The 17,871-nt window shown below is 46.8% G+C and carries 19 protein-coding genes and 1 pseudogene; 14 read left to right on the forward strand and 6 right to left on the reverse strand.

The window, feature by feature from the left end; translation table 11 throughout:
• Window positions 1-315 precede the first annotated feature (315 nt).
• Window positions 316-801: an HAD domain-containing protein gene (locus ACO0LH_RS27920; protein WP_422944430.1), complete on the reverse strand. Its 486-nt coding sequence runs from the start codon at window positions 799-801 to the stop codon at window positions 316-318.
• 525 nt (window positions 802-1,326) lie between these two features.
• Between ACO0LH_RS27920 and ACO0LH_RS27925 the strand changes: the two genes are divergently transcribed.
• Window positions 1,327-1,761: a hypothetical protein gene (locus ACO0LH_RS27925; RefSeq protein ID WP_422944431.1), complete on the forward strand. Its 435-nt coding sequence runs from the start codon at window positions 1,327-1,329 to the stop codon at window positions 1,759-1,761.
• Between the two features lie 99 nt (window positions 1,762-1,860).
• On the opposite strand, the gene ACO0LH_RS27930 is transcribed toward ACO0LH_RS27925, so the two are convergent.
• Window positions 1,861-2,847 carry a site-specific integrase gene (locus ACO0LH_RS27930; RefSeq protein WP_422944432.1) on the reverse strand — a complete coding sequence of 329 codons (987 nt, stop codon included), beginning with the start codon at window positions 2,845-2,847 and terminating at the stop codon, window positions 1,861-1,863.
• Window positions 2,848-3,053: 206 nt separating this feature from the next.
• Between ACO0LH_RS27930 and ACO0LH_RS27935 the strand changes: the two genes are divergently transcribed.
• The gene (locus ACO0LH_RS27935) at window positions 3,054-4,070 is read left to right on the forward strand and encodes a DNA-binding protein (RefSeq protein WP_422944433.1); all 1,017 of its coding nucleotides are present in this window, start codon (window positions 3,054-3,056) and stop codon (window positions 4,068-4,070) included.
• Between the two features lie 299 nt (window positions 4,071-4,369).
• Complete coding sequence (locus ACO0LH_RS27940) at window positions 4,370-5,473, forward strand: hypothetical protein (RefSeq protein ID WP_422944434.1); 1,104 nt, start codon at window positions 4,370-4,372, stop codon at window positions 5,471-5,473.
• Window positions 5,474-5,577: 104 nt separating this feature from the next.
• On the opposite strand, the gene ACO0LH_RS27945 is transcribed toward ACO0LH_RS27940, so the two are convergent.
• Window positions 5,578-5,889 (reverse strand): AbiH family protein, encoded by a 312-nt coding sequence (locus tag ACO0LH_RS27945; RefSeq protein ID WP_422944435.1) that lies wholly within the window; start codon window positions 5,887-5,889, stop codon window positions 5,578-5,580.
• 283 nt (window positions 5,890-6,172) lie between these two features.
• Here ACO0LH_RS27945 and ACO0LH_RS27950 point away from each other — a divergent pair, with 283 nt between their 5' ends.
• From ACO0LH_RS27950 to ACO0LH_RS27975, 6 genes are all read left to right on the forward strand, one after another.
• Complete coding sequence (locus ACO0LH_RS27950) at window positions 6,173-6,946, forward strand: hypothetical protein (protein ID WP_422944436.1); 774 nt, start codon at window positions 6,173-6,175, stop codon at window positions 6,944-6,946.
• Between the two features lie 385 nt (window positions 6,947-7,331).
• Window positions 7,332-7,976 carry a hypothetical protein gene (locus ACO0LH_RS27955; protein WP_422944437.1) on the forward strand — a complete coding sequence of 215 codons (645 nt, stop codon included), beginning with the start codon at window positions 7,332-7,334 and terminating at the stop codon, window positions 7,974-7,976.
• Window positions 7,973-9,982: a hypothetical protein gene (locus ACO0LH_RS27960; RefSeq protein ID WP_422944438.1), complete on the forward strand. Its 2,010-nt coding sequence runs from the start codon at window positions 7,973-7,975 to the stop codon at window positions 9,980-9,982. The genes ACO0LH_RS27955 and ACO0LH_RS27960 overlap by 4 nt, the downstream gene beginning before the upstream one ends.
• An 8-nt stretch (window positions 9,983-9,990) precedes the next feature.
• A complete protein-coding gene (locus ACO0LH_RS27965) occupies window positions 9,991-10,992 on the forward strand; it encodes an AAA family ATPase (RefSeq protein ID WP_422944439.1) in 1,002 nt (333 codons plus the stop codon).
• 101 nt (window positions 10,993-11,093) lie between these two features.
• Complete coding sequence (locus ACO0LH_RS27970; protein ID WP_422944440.1) at window positions 11,094-12,515, forward strand: hypothetical protein; 1,422 nt, start codon at window positions 11,094-11,096, stop codon at window positions 12,513-12,515.
• A gap of 31 nt (window positions 12,516-12,546) precedes the next feature.
• Window positions 12,547-13,182: an HAD family hydrolase gene (locus ACO0LH_RS27975; RefSeq protein WP_422944441.1), complete on the forward strand. Its 636-nt coding sequence runs from the start codon at window positions 12,547-12,549 to the stop codon at window positions 13,180-13,182.
• A gap of 189 nt (window positions 13,183-13,371) precedes the next feature.
• Here the strand turns inward: ACO0LH_RS27975 and ACO0LH_RS27980 are convergent, their stop codons facing one another.
• Together ACO0LH_RS27980 and ACO0LH_RS27985 are read right to left on the reverse strand one after the other, a co-directional pair.
• Window positions 13,372-13,944 carry a hypothetical protein gene (locus tag ACO0LH_RS27980; RefSeq protein WP_422944443.1) on the reverse strand — a complete coding sequence of 191 codons (573 nt, stop codon included), beginning with the start codon at window positions 13,942-13,944 and terminating at the stop codon, window positions 13,372-13,374.
• Window positions 13,945-13,954: 10 nt separating this feature from the next.
• Entirely contained in the window at window positions 13,955-14,257 is a 303-nt protein-coding gene (locus ACO0LH_RS27985; RefSeq protein WP_422944444.1) for a hypothetical protein, read from the reverse strand.
• A 357-nt stretch (window positions 14,258-14,614) separates the two neighbouring features.
• Between ACO0LH_RS27985 and ACO0LH_RS27990 the strand changes: the two genes are divergently transcribed.
• The 5 genes from ACO0LH_RS27990 to ACO0LH_RS28010 all read left to right on the forward strand — a co-directional run bounded on the left by ACO0LH_RS27990 (window position 14,615) and on the right by ACO0LH_RS28010 (window position 17,269).
• Window positions 14,615-14,977 carry a hypothetical protein gene (locus ACO0LH_RS27990; protein WP_422944445.1) on the forward strand — a complete coding sequence of 121 codons (363 nt, stop codon included), beginning with the start codon at window positions 14,615-14,617 and terminating at the stop codon, window positions 14,975-14,977.
• Between the two features lie 134 nt (window positions 14,978-15,111).
• Window positions 15,112-15,417 (forward strand): hypothetical protein, encoded by a 306-nt coding sequence (locus tag ACO0LH_RS27995; RefSeq protein WP_422944446.1) that lies wholly within the window; start codon window positions 15,112-15,114, stop codon window positions 15,415-15,417.
• Window positions 15,418-15,627: 210 nt separating this feature from the next.
• A complete protein-coding gene (locus ACO0LH_RS28000) occupies window positions 15,628-16,410 on the forward strand; it encodes a hypothetical protein (protein WP_422944447.1) in 783 nt (260 codons plus the stop codon).
• 279 nt (window positions 16,411-16,689) lie between these two features.
• Entirely contained in the window at window positions 16,690-16,971 is a 282-nt protein-coding gene (locus tag ACO0LH_RS28005) for a hypothetical protein (RefSeq protein ID WP_422944448.1), read from the forward strand.
• 70 nt (window positions 16,972-17,041) lie between these two features.
• The gene (locus ACO0LH_RS28010; protein ID WP_422944449.1) at window positions 17,042-17,269 is read left to right on the forward strand and encodes a hypothetical protein; all 228 of its coding nucleotides are present in this window, start codon (window positions 17,042-17,044) and stop codon (window positions 17,267-17,269) included.
• Window positions 17,270-17,638: 369 nt separating this feature from the next.
• Here the strand turns inward: ACO0LH_RS28010 and ACO0LH_RS28015 are convergent.
• A pseudogene (locus ACO0LH_RS28015) lies at window positions 17,639-17,871 on the reverse strand (DDE-type integrase/transposase/recombinase); the annotation flags it as partial.

Consider the following 17,871-nt stretch of genomic DNA (forward strand, 5'->3'; position numbering starts at 1 on the left):
GGATGAGGTGCAGGATTTCGCCACACGATGGCTTTGGACGTACAATCACGAACGGCCTAACATGGCCTTGGGAGGGTCTACTCCGAAACAAAAACTCGCCATTGCAGCATAGTGCTACTTTTAGCTGCGGTTAAAAATGGGGGGATTACCCCATCAGCAGAAGAACTGAGAGACTTCTTGTTACGGACCGCCAGCAAGGCCGACTATGAGTCGCTAGTAAAAATGAGCAATGCTGTCAAAGAAGCCCTGAAAGACTAATAAATATAGGGTAACAAGCGCACGCACGGCGTCGGCACTTTGATGGTTTCAAACCCGCTAAACCAGCGCTTTTGCCAAGTTTTGTCTCAACACGATTTCTGCATGCTCATCCAGTCCTCTTGCGGGATCAGTTTTTATCAAATTTCTCAAAAATGGCTTGAAGAGATATGGTTTATCATCAATGGCCACCCAATCTTTCCAGGGTTCTCCTGATAGACGTAGCCACCCCTCAATTTCAGCATGCCGCTGATATCCAATTACTTCGACAATCTCTGGAATGTCTTTCCAAGCAGGTGTGGCGCCGATAATGCGAGCGCGGATGTCGCTTGAAAAAAAAGATCTCAGTTCCGTGATCGACCGGTTTTCACGCCAGGTGCTTGAGATGACTATCAGTACAGTAGGAAAGTCACGAAGAACTGCCTCCAGCCTGGGTAAACACGAAAACAGTTGGGTCTTATCGAAGCAAGGCTCAGGATGCAAAACACCATCAAAATCTAAAAAAAGAATCATGTGCTGCCAGCGAATAATGTTCAGGACGCGCATGCTACCTGATTCAGCTTCAATATGAAACAGCTGACAATAATTGCAGCAATGAAGCTAAATCTTAGTAGCTCAGCAGTACCCAAATAGAATCCATTAAAATGGTAGATTAAAATTTATTGGAATAACGAAATTATGATTAAAGATAGGGAAGCACTTTCATCTATTGTTCTGTGGGTTGGCATAGCGCTATTCTCATACTTGTTCTGGCAAATCAAAGACTTAAATCAGGCACCAAGCTCAATCCTCGAATGTGTGGGCGTCGGCGCATGGCTCGCTGCAGCGTTTCTTGCTACGATAGAGATCTTCTGGAATGCGTTATGCCAGGAGATAAGCAATTTTGATCGGAATTACTTTAGAGTGTTTTTCGTTGGCGTCACTGCGATTGGCATCGCTATATTGCATCATGCAATCGTGAATGGGCAAGGCTGGTTACTGATTAGTGTTTCTTGTGGCTCCTTGCTGTATTTTATGACGATACGGATGCCATTTGTAATCCTGGCTGGTAGATCAAACTGATAGACGAAAATGTCAATCACAAAAATTACCTGCTCCGACGATCTGGCAGCTCTAGCCAAAGAGGCTATTGAACAATTTGCTCGGGAAAGACAGTTCAAAGATCTTATTGGCGCCATAATGATGGCCAATCACGTCGCCGACTGGCACTTCCAGGTAGACCTTAAAAAAGCCTTCGAAAAAGCAGAGAAATCTGCAATGAAGCTTGCTTACCCGAAATGGGACACCATCCGATCGCTCGAAAATGGTGCCAAACACTGTACGAAAGTACGAACAAAATATAATGAAATCCAATGGGAAGATCACGATTTCTGGGAATCGCCTGGACATGCGGACGACGATGGATTTGATTGGTTCGTTGAGCATGAAGATAAACAACGATCTGTGGCCGTTCTTATCGCTACCTTCCTTGAAGCATTTGCTGATTCTTCTGCCAGACCAAAATGACTCAGTTCTTTAAGTGAGGAATGAGCCGAGCTTAATCCTTTTTCGGGCCTTTGCGCTAGGCTGCGTTGGTTTTGACAAAGAGAAAAAGAGTTTCAGGCTTCACATTGCATCAGTCTCAATGAAAGGTATAGATCCCGATGTTTGGTCAGAACGATTTAAACTCGATTCAATTCGGTGCTGAGCAAAAGGATCGGCAGCATCCACATACCGCATGGCGTTTTGTACGCTTTTCCAGCCGACGTATTCCATGAGAGTTTTTAGATCCCAACCATTACCTGTTGCCCAGTTGGCGAACCCGCGTCGGAGCGAGTGCGCTGAGTATTCGTCGGACCCGGCGACGCCTGCGTCCTTAAAAATGGTGCGTAGCAAAGGTATCAGGCTATCCATGTGAAGTTCTTGATTCCCAACTTGACCCCAACGGCTAACTGACCGGAATACTGGGCCAGACTCAAGTGCTGCTAACTCCTTCCAAGCTGAGTAAGCTGCAACTGGACAAAACTGCTTTAAGGCTGGCGCTTTAAACGTCACGCCCTTATTCTGGCGATCACCCTTAGTATGAGGCAAGAAAAAACTCATGCCCTGGCCAGGAATGATTTCAATGTACTCGACCTGCAAACGAGTCAGTTCGTCCCCGCGGAAACCCCGCCAAAACCCCAAAAGCAGAAGTGCCCGGTTCCTGGTGTGTCGCAGTTCACCTGCGCGATCGCCAGATGCATTTGCTGTCGCAATTGCGTTGCCGAGCCAGCGATCAACTATGCCAAGCTGTTCAAGCTGAAATGGCTTGGCCTGTTTTTCTTGAGCTGGATGCTCTCTTTGAATTCCTCGAAGTACCTTTTTGACGAGCGGACTTTTGGTTGGATCGGGAAACCCCTGATCAATATGCCACTGAGCCAAGGCAGCCAGGCGTTGGCGAAGAGTATTGATTGCGAGCTTTTCCGCATGATCAACCAAGTACTGGGCAATGTTTTCGGTTGTGGCAGGTAAGAAGCCACCCCATTCAATTTCGTAGTGCCTCACGGCCGATTGATAGGCAACGCGCGTATTGTCTCGTGTGCCGGCATGTAGGTAGTGATCGATTTTGCTCATGCTGCTCATTCTCCCGATTTGAGATCACAGGATAAATTGAATCCGTATCAAATATTGGGTCGATTTTAACTGTTTTTTGGACATGACACTGGATAAGCTTGTCTTATCCAGTACCAATTTTATTGGAAATTTAACTTGAATAATTTAATTAAATAATATGTAATTACATGGTACGTATCACATTACAAAATTCGATGGAGTAAAACATGGGCAGAACCGGCTTGCATAAAACTGATGTTGAAAAAGCACGTAATTCAATCTTAGCTCAAGGACGCCATCCATCCGTCGATGCCGTCAGAATCGCGCTCGGAAATACTGGCTCCAAAACCACTATTTCCAAATATCTGAGAGAGTTAGAGGCAGAAAGCGGCGGCCCAGTAGATCGAAAAACCTCGATCAGCTCAGCTCTGCAGAACCTGGTCGTTCAGCTCGCAGCACAATTAGAAATCGAGGCCAGCAGCCGCATTGCTGACATCTCCAAGGAAAGCAGTGAAAAAGACCGCTTGCACGCAGAAGAAATTGACGAGGTCAATGCCAAACTCGCGCAAATAAAAGAAAAACTTGACCTGACAATCGCGGCCATCAAGCAAGAAATCGAATCTCACGAGCAAACCAAAGAGGTCCTACAAAACGAGACCATGGCCCGCCATACCTTGGCTCAGCAAGTAATTGATCTCAAAGAACGCCTGGTAGAAAACGATGCTCATCGACAATCCCTCGAAGAAAAGCATCAACATTCCAGGGAAGCCCTTGAGCATTACCGCAATTCTGTCAAAGAGCAACGGGACCAAGATATCCGTGGCCATGAGCAACAAGTGCAACAGCTTCAAGCGGATTTACGCCAATTGCAGCAAACCTTGATAACCAAGCAGAATGAAATAACCCGCTTGAATCAAGATGGGGCACGCTGGGTAGCGGAAATATCACAGGCCAAAAAAACGATCTATGATGAGCAAGCCAGTCATCGAAAACTAAGTGATCAGGTCGATGCCCTGCGAATTGTGGAGCAACGGGCAAAAGCGCAGGAGCCCCAATTAGCCGAAAAAGACAGCAAGGTAAGGGAATTGGAGGCGTTACTTCATCAGCATGCCGAAACGGTCAACAGCCAAAGGGAACAACTGCACAGGATGGCAATCGATCAGGCAAGCGCAATGACAAAGATCGAAGCTCAGCAAAATATGATGACAGAACTCAAATCCGTCCTGGCCAGTAGACTCACATAGACTGGTGCTGGGTCAAGTCCGTATACATCCAATCCATTGCCTCGGACTCGATTCGCCGAACACATCAAAACAAATAAATTAGCAACTTGCTCAATTCAAATAACAATATAGCAATAATTTAATGTATTATTAATTTGTTAATGCAATTTGGTAAAAAAAGACGTCGCTGCACGTAAATGGCGCTGGTGGAAGTCCGATAACCGCCGACGATATGAGCAGGACTGTAAGTATAAAGAGATACAGCCGATATTGACATCTAGTTGATCGTTGACGATCACAACGGGTACAGGAGCTAAGATATGACACTTGATAAGAATTTTCTGGGCGGTGTGATCGCAACCCAACAACATGAGAATTCAAAGCATCAGCCACAGCCACAGCCACAGCGAATCAACACACTGGCTCCGCCTGGTATTGCCAGTGCCATTGGTGTGACCACGGCTAATACGGACTTACCCTTTGCCTTTGTAATTGGGAATGACGGCAATTTATGGTTGAATTTTTTGAATGGAACGGCCTGGGAATGGATAAATCTAGGTACGCCGGGAGTTAGCATTTCCAGTGCTGTTGGTGTCATCACAGTCAATCAGAATATGCCCTATGTTTTTGTTATAGGGAGCGATGGCAATTTGTGGTCTAACTCTTTAAACGGTACACAATGGAATTGGGGTAATCTCGGCGCGCCAAGTGTGGGCATTGCCAGTGCAGTTGTTGCAATCACTGTAAATGAAGCTTTCCCGTATATTTTCGTTATGGGGCGCGACGGTAACTTATGGCTAAATAGTTTTAATGGCAATGGTTGGAACTGGAATAACCAAGGTAATCCTGGGGTTGACATCATAATTCCAGTTGGCGCAATAACCATAAATGACCAACTCGATATCCAAGTCTTTGTCACAGGAAGTGACGGCAATTTGTGGGGAAACTTTTGGAATGGTTCCGCTTGGGCATGGGGCAATAACGGATCGCCAGGCGTCAAAATCGTTCGCGGAGTTGCGGCATACGCTGTGGAGGATTCTTTCCCAAATGTCTTTGTCATTGGTGGCGATGGCAATCTTTGGGCAAATATCTGGAATGGCGCTGAATTGAGTTGGACTAATTTAGGTACACCCAACGCCACTATAGTAAGTAGCGTTGGAGTCGTTCCCGTAGATGTGTGGCGCTTCAGTGTTCTAGTAATTGGAAGCGACGGCAGTCTGTGGTCGAACTTCGGGAATGGCCAAACGTGGACATGGCCGAATCTAGGATCGCCTGGCATCAATATCGTCAGTCCTGTCGGTGTGACCACTGTTCCCGTGAATCTGCCATTTGCTTTTGTCATGGGCAGCGACGGTAATATGTGGTTGCACTCGTGCGACGCCGATTCAGCTTGCTCCTGGCAAAATCAGGGTGGGGCCGCTTAATACTTAAGGTACATCTGATTAAGTTCTAAAAGCGCCTGCGGACGATAAACAAGTTCGCAAGCGTTCAGCACTGCCAGAACGACGGCAGGCAGACGAATCCGACTCTAGCTATAGTCAGTCCAAAGGTTGGCAAGCGCATTTTCAGGCGAAACACCAATCTGGATAAGCCTTGCACGCTTTTCTGGCCATTGGTCTTCGTACTGGCAGGCTACTAGCCAACGTGCAGTTGCGACCGCAGGAATTTTTAGCAATGCTTTCAGGTATGGCAGATCTACATCGGAAAGTGAGTGCCCCAGCACGTGTACAGAATCTACGATGTCAAGCTGCTCAAAAGATGCTTGGTTCTGCAATATCAATTTTTCTGAAGGCTCGAAAGTCTGCAAAAAATAATCGTCTAAGATGGAGTGTGCTTCCATCAGCCGAGTATCAATCTCCGAAATATCGTCACGATCATTAAGGGATTGCCGATCCACCGGATTCCATCCATGTCATAGATGCCCGAACCATTCGTGCCTCCTTGGGTGTCGATTACCATATGGGCCAGATACTGAACGACTATTTGACCCCGCAGGAGAGGGCGGAAGTGTCACTTGCGTTTCGTCAAGTCAAAGCAAAGATGTCGAATGGATCTTTGAAAGCTGTAAATGACAGGATGGAAACATAGAATCTATCATCCAGGATCAGAAAATTACGCTTGCGATGGATCAAAGTTCCCGTGCTTCATTGGAAAGTGTGGTCGCACCGCATGTTAGCGACGTGCCATTCTCGTTGACAGGGCAGGGCGCCCAGGCTGGTGTAAAAATAGCGCTGGCAATGAGCAAAAATTCTGATGTGGCACGGTTTGTCACGATAGAAGAACCAGAGAATCACCAGTCACACACTAACTTGACGAAGCTACTTTCTCGTATTGAGAACATTGCTGGAATTGAACAACAACTATCGACCAATCCAAGAAGCACAAAGAACAAAAAATATGATGATGCCAACATCATCGACTGGTTCCGTGAAAAAGAGAAAATAGGGAAATTAACTATTTTCGAGTCGAATGTAACCTGGCGGTGCCACCCGAAAATTGCGGAGTTTTCTGACAGCATATTTGGACCAAGTTGGAATTTCAAGGCAACTGAATCGAAAAACGACAAAGTGACGGATCATGACGGTGTCTTCTTGCTTAAGTCAGAGCATGTCACAGAATACATCTCCCGGTTCCAGCCACAGTGCCTGCGATATTCAGTTAGTTCAGGCAAAGACTTTAATCTGGATTTTATGAATTTTAAAGTTTCCAAAGGATTAACTAGGCAGCGTGTACTAATTGTACCGACCGAGCCGATCAAAAAATTTGTCAAGAATGGTACGTTATTAGAAGCGAGTTCGGCATCATCGTTTTACGAAGCGGTGACCAGAGCAGTCCAAAGCGTTGCGATCGTAATAGATTCAGCTGGCAACTCACCGATTCGCCATTGGATTCCGTAAGTTAACTACGAAAGCAGAGGTAAGAAACCACTTTGTGCGAATGACCAGGATATTTTGGCGAACAGCGCATTTTCTGTGAAACTTAAGCAAAAGGGCAAATGTTACGCATAATTGAACTCGGCTGTGACAACAATTTGAAACTATTCATCTTATTCCGCAAACACCCCATAATGTTGTCCACGGAAACCCCAACTTGTTGTCCGCGTACTATTTTCGTTGGGCGAATTAATTTTGGTACGTGGGTCAACACTCTAAGGCTTTGAAATATAAGACGTTTTTTCTATTCGGTATCACTTTTATTTCGCAGTTTTGCGAAATAAATCTGGAACTTCCCATCGACATGAACTAAAAATAAAACTTCACGGACGAGCATGCGGAGTTCTTGATGCCAGAAATGCCACGTTTTATTGAGGCGGCCGATAATACTCGCCCATTTCAGAGTCATCGCTACGATGTTTTTGCTCCGAAGCTCAATCGTAATTTAACGTTATTCGGACTGACTTCAGTTGACGTTTGGATAACTCTGGAAGCTGATCCGGAGGTCATTCTTTATTGTGAACGCCCATTACTTCTTCCCGACACAAAGCCTAAGCGGGTCATCGATTTCTGGGTTAAGCGTCAAACTTCCGAGGAGTTCTTGTTCGTATTGCGGCCCTCCGAGCTGAGTGCAGGCCTACGAAGCCCGGACTCAATTCCAGCCTTCCGGAGGTGGGCCAAAGCGAACCAACTCAGCATTAAGTACTTAGACCCTGCTGACATTTCGAACCAGAAGGTCCTGCTGGCGAACTGGGGGCGTATTCTTCGAGACCTTGGCGCCTTTGGGCGCCACTTACCTGCGGAACTTGCCGATCGAGTAATCACTTCACTTAAGAGGGGGGTGTCGCTGCAAGTACTTGAGCAGCGCCTGCCGGAGGTCGATCCAATCCTGGTGCGGGTAGCTGCGTTTGCGCTGCTGCATCGGGGACGAGCGATTTGCAAATCGCTTAATCGGGAGATTCTTGGGCCAACAACTGAGATCGAGCTAACGTGAGACAACTCGTGTTCGGTAAGGCGAAATTCAACCGGATTTCCATACCCGACCACCTTCGGGATATGGCGCACTGGCCAACGGTTGACCAGACAGCATTATGTGAACAAGAGCGGGCGACCTACTTAAAGCGCTGTGATGCGCTCCGAGCCTTTTTGGATGAACCGCAAACGTCGCTGGCCGAAATATTTAGGGAAACCGGAGTAAGCCGAAGTGGACTTTATCGACTCCTGGAAAGATGCTGGGAGACGCATCCCGACGGGCGGATTTTTGGATTTAGGGCTGTCATACCATATGCCCGATTGAAAAAGTATGAACGCAATATACCCGTGGATCGACAAAAGGATCGTAAGGGCGGTGCCTCCGGTTCCTTCACACGTTTATTACGTGACTATCCAGCCATAAAGAAACTGTTAGACAAATTTGGCAAACGACGCCATACACCGATTCGAAACGCTCGCGAAGTCCGCAAGCCTCTGCATGAAATTCACGGCTTGTTCATTGACTCTTGTCGAGCCGCGAAGATTTCCGTAAATGAATACCCCTTCACGGAGAAACGTCTTGGATACAGGTCAATGCAAAGTTACTTCAAAATGCTCTCGGAAAAATCATTTGCGGCCGCCGTTACGAATGCTGGCGGCCTGCGAGCCGGCGCTGCGATGAGTGGGCGCGAACAGGCTCCCGCTGCAACGCGGGCCTTTGAGGTTGTGGAATTTGATGGTCATAAGATCGACTTAAGACTCACAGTAAAAATTATCGATCCGCTCGGATTTGAAACACTATTAGAACTTCATCGAATTTGGATTCTGGTGTTGCTCGATGTATTTACCCGTTCAGTGATTGGCTATGCATTAGCGCTCGGGAAAGAATACAATAAAGACGACGTTGCAGCTGCTCTGCAGTCCGCTATGACGCCTTTCGTCCCCAAAGTCTACAAGATTCCAACTCTGACCATTACGGATGGTGGTGGGTTCCCTTCGGCGAAAATCCCGGAGACAGCATACGCCTGTTGGGATTGGTTTCGTATCGATGGTGCCAAGTCACACTTGGCAAGTGATACGTTAAACCGACTGAATCAAATCATCGGCTGTTGGACCGATAACGGTCCACCCGCTGAGCCAGACGCCCGCCCATTTATTGAAAGGTTCTTTCAATTGATTGCGGCGCATTTTGCGCATCGATTACCAGGGACAACTGGGAGTAATGCACAGTCAATCGAAAAAATCCTTAGTGACCCTGGCTCCGATATCTCTCTGCTCGTAGAGTTAAGCGAACTTGAGGAAATGATTGAGGTCCTGCTCGCAAACTATAATGGGGACCCGCACGGCGGCATCGGCTCCCGAACCCCACTAGAAGCGATGGCTTACAGCCTGTCGAAAAATCCTAGCTACCTGCGCAGACTACCTCGCTTTATGACATCCAACCTTTGTCTCCTGCAAGAAACCCGCGTTGTTACTATTAAAGGAGGACTTAAGACAGGAGTGCGACCGCACATTAATTTTTCGAACGTGCGTTACACCAACGAAATATTGTCCAAGAATGCTACCCTTATCGGAAAGAAACTCCGTATTTACTACGACGTGCGTGATATTAGATCCTTGAAGGCTTTTTTTGAGGATGGATCAGAACTGGGAGTTTTAAACGCATCACGTCCATGGAATCTCACGCCCCATTCTCTTCGCGTGAGGCAAGAAATATTTCGACTTATTTCTGAGGGTAAACTCAAGATGCGCGAGGGCGACGATCCAGTCGCAGCTTGGGAAAGATACAAATGGTCCCAAGCGCGCACAAATAAGCGAGCGGCAAATGCACTGGCAAAGGCCAAGTCTCAGGGAAACCTTCCTTCGGCAAATCAGACTGATGGCTCCGCCGAGTCAATCGACTCGGGGGCAATCGATCAGGCAAGCAATGTACCCAATCCTGACACAAACATCGGTGCCGGGCCAATCACAGTCGAGCCAGCGCCCCAGCCGAAGGTTCTCAAATTTCGGCGGACGATCACGTTCTAGGAGGATGCATGCAGAGAGGCTATATCCGTCCGGTTAGTATTGACCAGCATCCGATTTCTCAGAAAAGCTACATTATTCCAACGCCATCAATCGATTCGGTGGCCGAACGGGTATCAAAAATTATTCGTCTTCGGACCCCAGGTGCCATTATTTTTGGTTACCCGCGATTTGGCAAGACCTATAGCATCCGATACGTTATTAGTTGTCTAAAGATTGATCATCCCAACGCGGTGTTCATTAGCTTCGGTTGTGAAGCAAAGAAATCACCTTCGGAAGACGCCTTCTTTTCAAATCTACTTGAAGCGGCGGGCCATAAAGGCAAATTGATTGGTAATGTTACAAAAAAGCGCTCCAGACTCATCGACCGGTTATGTGAACTAGTCGAAAGTTCCGGTCACAACTGGGTCGTTTTTTTTGCTGACGAGGCCCAGCGACTTGATGTAATCGAATACGAATGGCTACGCGACGTGCACGATAAGCTTGAACGTAAGGGAATTCGGATGATGACAATTCTGGTGGGGCAACCTCAGCTTCTTCATCAAAAAAGCGCTTTGCGGCAAAGTAATCATACCCAAATCGTCCTCCGTTTTATGATCACTGAAATGCGTTTCGACGGTCTGTTGAGCGCAGAGGATCTTGCGACCTGCCTTGCTGGATATGACGAAGCATGTTTTCCGGAATCGAGTGAATGGACTTATACGCGATTCTTTTTTCCCTTGGCATATGAGAATGGCATGCGCCTGGTCGATCAAGCGGGGGCTTTGTGGACCGCGTTTTCACGTGCTCATGAAGCAGCGCGATTCAATTTCGACATGGAAATTCCAATGCAGTATTTCGCCCATACTGTTGAGAATGCGCTGTCTGAAAACTGGAAACGCGATAAATCGGATTTTGCCTTTTCGTCGGCTATTTGGGATCTGGCGGTTAGAGAGTCGTTTTATGTTGAGGCGCAAGAAGAGTTGCATCTAGGCTTGCCTGAAGGAGACCTTGCCGCACGGAAAAATCGGTGAAACCTGCTCGCTTCCTCTTGGATCAGTCGCATCAGATTTCGCCAGCGTGGTGCTGGCGGGAGTCGTGGTTCACTGGAATGGACTCGGCGTATGGCCTATTGATGAAATTCGCGAAGCTCAATGCACTATCAGCTCGCGAAATCGCTCATGTCGTTATCAGTCGGAAATGCGGAAAGCGTACCGCGATCTTAGCTAAGCCAAATGTAGATTTACGGGATTTTTCCGTATTTGATATGGATGCTATGGCGGAACTGTTTCATACCAACTTAAGTCAAGTACAAAGTGCGTTCTTGTTTGCCGATTTTCCTAACAGTAGCAACAGATCTAGCGAAAATTTGCGTTGGTGCACAATGTGTGCGGCGCTTGGCTTTCACACGCCGATTTTCCAGATGAACGTATTACGGCATTGTCCTGTCCACGAAATCGCCTTGCAATCGAGGTGCGATGGCTGCAAAAGAGTGATTCCGTATCGACTCCAGCTGGACGTGGCGAAGGCGCCTTTTTGCTGTCCAGGGTGCGGCTTTGATTTAGCCCCAGGAATCCGCATGGATCAGGAAAAGGTCCTAATGCTGCGTGTTACAGAACTCCTCCGCCTTAATCAAGCAATGGACTTTTTGAAGTTCGAGGAAATGTCCCTACCGGTCAAACTTGACATAAACAGAAAGCGTTTGCAGTTGGGGCAGGGTGAGCTGATTGCCGCTCCGTTGGAACAGTGTGGCTACTTTTCGAGATATATCGGATTTATAAGTTATGTGATCCGGGATTTGGGGTACCTGGCGGCTGAATTGCAAAACCCACTGCCGATGGAACGCGTTGAGCGAGTATCTTACGGTGATTTTGACTCGGCTACGTTTGACTCAGACAACGGTGAGGTAAATCGATTATTTTCGCCTGGCAAATTGAGGAGCCGCGTCCCAGAAAACTGGGATCAGGAGCTACAGGCAGTCGTTACTGTGTATCGCGCTATCAGACGCCACATCTGGCGGCATGTGGTCAAAAAACATCAATATTGCATTGCATCTTCGTCAAACCATTTATGGTGGGATATGGAGGGAGAGAGGACGAAGGCATTTTGTCCTGTCGCAGAAGCATTTATTAGGTGGCGCATGCTTTGGGAGGGATGCAGTACGCCCAGATACCTGTATTCCAAACATAAAAAAGAGCCTTTCGGTTTGATTGGGTGGCTCTCAGCGCGACCTTCTCCTTGCCCGGCACATTGGTCATATGCTACAAGACTATGGGTTACGAAGCACATTTTCGCGAACGCATGCTTAGAAAGCTTTCGCGAACGTCTAATGATTGCGCAAAAAAATGTTCAACGCGGCGAAATATTCTGGAACAAAGACAAGTCCGCGGTACGATATGACAGCTACTGGGCCGTTACGGGAAGCGATTGCAAAGCATCTCCCGCCGTAGTTTATGTTCGCTGCCCAATGGAAGAAACACCGCCATTCGTTCTGCAAAGAGGTCTCGGAGGTCACCGCGATGACCATCTGACACAGCTATCCGACATACGCAGATAGTCTCGAAGAAAGCACATTAGTTGGTAAATATATGAAAAAACTGAATGCCCATTTAATAGACGTTCAAGCTGTAGTTTTCGACGTATACGGTACGATCGTAGAAATTCGAAATAAGCGTAGTCCATTCAAAAAACTTCTTCAACTCTTGGAAAAAAAAGGCAGACCGCTGCAAGCGGACGATGCAGCGAAACTGATGTCAATGTCAGCGAACCTTTCTGAGACAGCAAGATTTTTCGGGTATGATCTTACTACTCAAGAGCTTGCACCACTCGAAGAAGACTTGCAAATGGAGATAGATAGCCTGAGCCTGTATCCAGATACCAATACAACCCTTTGGGAATTGCGAAAAGCAGGCTTAAAAATTGCGGTATGTTCTAACCTTGCACGACCATATGCAGCGCCCGTTATGGCACTCCTTCCGGTAACACTTGATGCATATATCTGGAGTTTTGAGGTGGGGGCAATTAAACCCGAACCGATCATCTATTCTGCGGTTATTGACGCATTAAATATTGCGCCGTCCAAGATATTGTTTGTAGGAGACACGCTGCTGGCTGATTATGTCGGCCCCCAAAAAATGGGTATGCACAGCGTCCATTTAAATCGCAAAAACATTCCTTCGCCAAATTCTACGATTATTTCATTGACAGAACTAGTGACGAGTTAAACCCATGATTTGCAATTGCTAGCTCGGTTTTTGCAAAGCTAGTTCCCGTACCTTTGGCTTAAAAACACCTGATTTGATCAACTGCTCAATGTTGTCGGGACGGCTAGTAAATGTTTGTGACGGCACCGTTGAGTAAACTTCTTCCATTGCTATTTTTAAGCAGATTCTCACCTTGAGAAGTGACCTTTTCTATGCACGTTCACTCACCTGAGCCATTTGCATCTCGCGCGAATGTAGAAACGCTAATTTTTCAGTAAGGCCAATCTTGGTGTCAGCCTTAAGCCGTGCTGACTGCGACATGCATGCAAGTAAAGTCTCCAGATCATCGGCCTTTTTGACCGCATGAAATTCTCTGTCTTTATTGACGAATACCCAGCTATATTTTTTCTGACTAAGCAGTTCAATAACATTACTAAGCGTGCCGGTGCTTTTGGTATCCCAGATCATAAAGCCAGTGTCAGCTGCATCAGCCAATGCAATATCTTTGGCAGTAAAGAAGGCACGTGAGCCCGGCTTGTGGTAAGTGGTAACTGCTTGAACTTTCCAGTTACCAACGTTATTGCGAGGCGAATCGCCTGTGCAAAAAACGGTGACGCGCTGATATGCTTCGCTCAACAAAAACTGCTGTATGGAGGTATCGACTCCATTAGCATCACCCACAATGACCTCATGCCCCATGTGAATGATGTTCATGATTCGCTCTTGCACCAAGAAATCTAACTGCTTTATGGTTATCGAGCCTGCAATGAAGACGGTGGCCATGCTGTTACCTTCACGTTAACGTCGCAACAAAATTTCCCGATTTTCTCATACCGTCTTGTACCAAGGCTGATCTCGAATAAAATCCCATGGGGAAGCTGTTTAACAATGCGCATATGCCTGCCTGCTGCACCAGCAGCTCGATCAAAGAGGAACGTGGCCAGCCAACATTAGGTAACTCTGCGTCTAGGTCTTTGAAGCCAGAACAAATTGTTGATGCTTTATAGACTGCCATCTCGCTCGCACGCCAGATGGCATGCGGCATTTTACCGAGCAAACTGGATAGATTTGGCGGGATTGGTGACTGGGCGATCATGATTTTGTTGCTAACGAAATAATTTTTTGAGTGGGCTAAATACTGAATAAATGTACAGTATATGCGCAAAATTTAAATGTCATCTTCATTTCCGTTTGTTGATTTCATGGAAATGGAGTTTGGTTTTAAGTAAATTTCCTCTATGCCAATGAATTAGACCAATTAAACAACAATTTAACAATTATTTAAATATCTAGCTTTATTTGTAATTAGCATAAAAAATTAACAAGATATTATTCAATTAGTTACTACTCATTCAACCGCTAAAAGCATAACTAGGCACTTAAGAGGAAGCTTTCTTGAAAGACTGCACGACACTTGACGGCAAGCCTGTAACTTTGAAGTAAGGGAAACCGAATGCGCGAAATCAAAATACAAATTGGTGAGAATCTTGATGAAGAAGGTATTCAAAGAGCCTTAGAGGACTCTAACACTCATGGTCAGGATGCCATACGGCTTTATCCGGTTGCTGAAGCATTAATGAACGTGGACGATTGTCGATTTCAAATTTATGGTGTCACCATAGAGGAAGTTACTATTAACCAGGAATTCCCTAACCAAGTGACAATTTCATTCACGTCGTCTTGGTCGCATTACGTGGGATGTAGAGATGCGAATAGTGCTGGTGATCAGGACGAGTGCGAAACCGCGACATACACCGCAGATGGTCACTTAATCTTTCTTGTACCTGATCAAGAAAAAGAATCCAATTATTGTTGATTGATGAATCAACAATTTGAGGAAAATTATGCGATGCTCGATCTTGATAGGGGGTAAAGAAGCTAGCATAAGGCGAGGCTTTTTCAAATGAAGTTCTGCGAATTTCCGACGAACTCCGCTATTGGCGGGGTGCTATGGGTGAATCAGCAAGTGCATATTGCCGGATTGTAGCACTAACAAAATCAAATTTTTCAGGCGATTCTCAAGTGAAGGTAAAACGTGATCTTGAGTTGGTATTGGAACTGTTGGGTAAAGGACTTTCAGTCCGGTTAGATGGCGGGGTAAATGTACTAAAGACAGCGAGAAATCGCTGCAAACGTGCGATTGAAAAATACTGCCTCAATAAAGGAAAAATATGTACAAGCGGGGGGATGATACTAAAGACGGTCACAAAATTGCCTCGATCGCCGCGCAAGATGAAGACTTACTTGTTTATATAACGGATTCCGATCAGATTCGATACATCACCATAAGTAATGCGTTCGCAGCCAAGATAGATATTGGTATTGTTGGCAAGACGATGAGCAAATTGAATCGAATGCTTGATTCCTGCGCCGACAAGGAATTGAAGTCAAAACTTAATGATCGCATATAGTCGCAATTCTCGCGACATTAATTATTTGTACAAACCAATAAGAGAGAGGATTAAAATGAAATTGTTTAATGGTCAAAATTCGGTGACGTTTGCCCTCGTAGCGGGGTTAATTTCCATGTCTTCTAATGCAGAAGTACCTTGGCCAGATTTCAAGGGCAAAACAAAGTATACAGTTCCTAGGAGCGAGATATCCATTTCTGTTGATGTTTTGGAAATACCAAACGATAAGACAATTGAATTTGAAAGCGGCATCACAGTAGTGCAATGGAGCGCCCGAATTTTCAGAATTGGCTCCGGCGCTACACTCGATCTTCGTTCCTCTGAGGGGCCCCCTGCTGCGCCAGAGATTACGCCTGGCCTCCCAAAGTCGGTTCCTTCCTGTTCGGGCGGAAATGGAGGCATTCAAGGATTTGAGGGCTTACTTGGCCGGAATGGGATCGACTTCACGCTTAGTGGCGTGGAGTCAATTGATAAAGACAAAGGGTCGCTTTGGGTGCGGACCGATGGCGGTAAAGGTGGCAAAGGCGGCAAAGGTGGTACTGGTGGCACGGGTGGTGCTCCGAACACCGCATGTAAGGCACGAGATGGCGGCCCCGGAGGTGATCCCGGTATTGGTGGTGCAGGAGGACGAACTGCGACAGTGAAATTTTTCCGTGGAATCTCTGGTGATCCTTACAAATTTCCAGATGAATCAGCTCCGGCGTCGCAATGCGGCCCTTCGGACCGCCCGCCATCTGCAAATGGCGCCACTGCATTCATTGGCATTTACGGAAATCCGGGATGTCAAGGCGACAAAGGTGAAAAAGGCGACCAAGGTAAGGCTGGAGGAAGTAAGTAGACGGATCATTTTCACTTGTAGCAAGATCTGACCACTCACTTCCAACGGTCTACTGATCACCTCACCTGAAAAGTCGAATGTCATCTGACAGCACCCCTCATGCTCACAAAGCACGGAATAGACATGAATTTAACTTCTAAAGCATTGACCGTCTTGGTGTTGCTGATCGGCTGCGCTATTGGCTATCAGGGATATCCGATGGTTTTAGTGGGCGGCTAATTGAAGAAACTATTACTCATAGTCGCATCGGTCTAAGGCAGCTTTGACAAAGGAAAAATTATGGATAATCGTATGTCAGATAAAGAAGGAAAAGTTGTAGGAGTTTCCGTTTCAGGAAGTGGTAAAGATCGCGGTTCGGTAGAACTGATACTTCGGTTTAAACCTAATGATGGAAGTGGTCTTGCAGCTTACCGATTGGGCGCTGAAGCAGCGTGTCAGCAATTTTTGGGAGCGGTCGCTCTCGCAACTCATGCTTATGAAAAGGATCTGGATGTGATAATTTCAGTGAACGAAGAGGCGACGCCAACGATTTTGTGTATCGCACTACCAAACAAAGAATAGCCAGCCCCATGGAAAACCGGCGCTTGCGCTCCGAACGGCCGTTAGCCGAAAACTTCATAAGGAATTAACGATGGACATTATCAATGAAGCTCAGGAACGTGGCGAAAAAAGGATCATTGTTGGGGCAACCGGCCCAGGCAAGGTTACAGAAATTGAATCACTATTGACATACATCGATCGCGGTCATCCTGGTGAATGCGTAAGTGTGGCAAGTCCCAATGTAATTGAAGGTATGACGCACCTAGCAGATATAACCGTGACGGACAGCCGAGAAATTACAATTCAAAATAAATCTTAACAGGCCGCGGAAAACCGGTGCGTAGCGGCGCAGCGTGGCGTAGCCCTCGCCGATGCGGTGCAGGAAATCGAAGTCCTCGGGCTACGCGAGCTTCTGCGCCTCGGTCATGCTCTCGGCGAAGGCGTCCCAGAACACGACGGCCTCGATGGCGGCGAACGGATCACGGTAAGGGTGCAGATGTTTTTCTAGGGTGATAACGGAATTGTAGAAGCGACCAGAGCTCCATGAAATTGTCTGATGGGTGCTCCAGCAATTCGGTCACAAGTATGTAAAGTAATGCGGTTGACCGCGCTAGCGAACCGGTTCTCGCTCTCTTTTCTGGAGGGTTTGACACGAATATTTATTTCTATTCCTCCTTTTCCGGACAAGCGGCTTCATGGACCAGCCCACAACCTGACGACTGAACAGATCGATCACAACTGTCAGGTACAGCCAGCCTTCATCTGTGGCGATATACGTGATATCACTGGTCCAAACGCGGTTGGGTTGATCGACAGCAAACTGTCGGTTGAGCAGGTTTGGTGCAATCGGCAAACTATGATTAGAGTCGGTCGTGGCTTTGTATTTGCGCTTGCCGCGGGCTTTAATGCTGTGCAGTTGCA

The organism is Undibacterium sp. TJN19 (assembly GCF_049339485.1).
Lineage (GTDB): Bacteria > Pseudomonadota > Gammaproteobacteria > Burkholderiales > Burkholderiaceae_D > Undibacterium.

Excerpts from the sequence above, each read along its gene's own strand:
- ACO0LH_RS27950 (WP_422944436.1), top strand. The coding sequence starts at position 6,173 with ATGGATCAAAGTTCCCGTGCTTCATTGGAAAGTGTGGTCGCACCGCAT.
- ACO0LH_RS27935 (WP_422944433.1), top strand. The coding sequence starts at position 3,054 with ATGGGCAGAACCGGCTTGCATAAAACTGATGTTGAAAAAGCACGTAAT.
- ACO0LH_RS27990 (WP_422944445.1), top strand. The coding sequence starts at position 14,615 with ATGCGCGAAATCAAAATACAAATTGGTGAGAATCTTGATGAAGAAGGT.
- ACO0LH_RS27985 (WP_422944444.1), bottom strand. The coding sequence starts at position 14,257 with ATGATCGCCCAGTCACCAATCCCGCCAAATCTATCCAGTTTGCTCGGT.
- ACO0LH_RS28000 (WP_422944447.1), top strand. The coding sequence starts at position 15,628 with ATGAAATTGTTTAATGGTCAAAATTCGGTGACGTTTGCCCTCGTAGCG.
- ACO0LH_RS27980 (WP_422944443.1), bottom strand. The coding sequence starts at position 13,944 with ATGGCCACCGTCTTCATTGCAGGCTCGATAACCATAAAGCAGTTAGAT.
- ACO0LH_RS27955 (WP_422944437.1), top strand. The coding sequence starts at position 7,332 with ATGCCAGAAATGCCACGTTTTATTGAGGCGGCCGATAATACTCGCCCA.
- ACO0LH_RS27925 (WP_422944431.1), top strand. The coding sequence starts at position 1,327 with ATGTCAATCACAAAAATTACCTGCTCCGACGATCTGGCAGCTCTAGCC.
- ACO0LH_RS28010 (WP_422944449.1), top strand. The coding sequence starts at position 17,042 with ATGGACATTATCAATGAAGCTCAGGAACGTGGCGAAAAAAGGATCATT.
- ACO0LH_RS27940 (WP_422944434.1), top strand. The coding sequence starts at position 4,370 with ATGACACTTGATAAGAATTTTCTGGGCGGTGTGATCGCAACCCAACAA.
- ACO0LH_RS28005 (WP_422944448.1), top strand. The coding sequence starts at position 16,690 with ATGGATAATCGTATGTCAGATAAAGAAGGAAAAGTTGTAGGAGTTTCC.
- ACO0LH_RS27930 (WP_422944432.1), bottom strand. The coding sequence starts at position 2,847 with ATGAGCAAAATCGATCACTACCTACATGCCGGCACACGAGACAATACG.
- ACO0LH_RS27970 (WP_422944440.1), top strand. The coding sequence starts at position 11,094 with ATGAAATTCGCGAAGCTCAATGCACTATCAGCTCGCGAAATCGCTCAT.
- ACO0LH_RS27975 (WP_422944441.1), top strand. The coding sequence starts at position 12,547 with ATGAAAAAACTGAATGCCCATTTAATAGACGTTCAAGCTGTAGTTTTC.
- ACO0LH_RS27945 (WP_422944435.1), bottom strand. The coding sequence starts at position 5,889 with ATGGAAGCACACTCCATCTTAGACGATTATTTTTTGCAGACTTTCGAG.
- ACO0LH_RS27995 (WP_422944446.1), top strand. The coding sequence starts at position 15,112 with ATGGGTGAATCAGCAAGTGCATATTGCCGGATTGTAGCACTAACAAAA.
- ACO0LH_RS27965 (WP_422944439.1), top strand. The coding sequence starts at position 9,991 with ATGCAGAGAGGCTATATCCGTCCGGTTAGTATTGACCAGCATCCGATT.
- ACO0LH_RS27920 (WP_422944430.1), bottom strand. The coding sequence starts at position 801 with ATGCGCGTCCTGAACATTATTCGCTGGCAGCACATGATTCTTTTTTTA.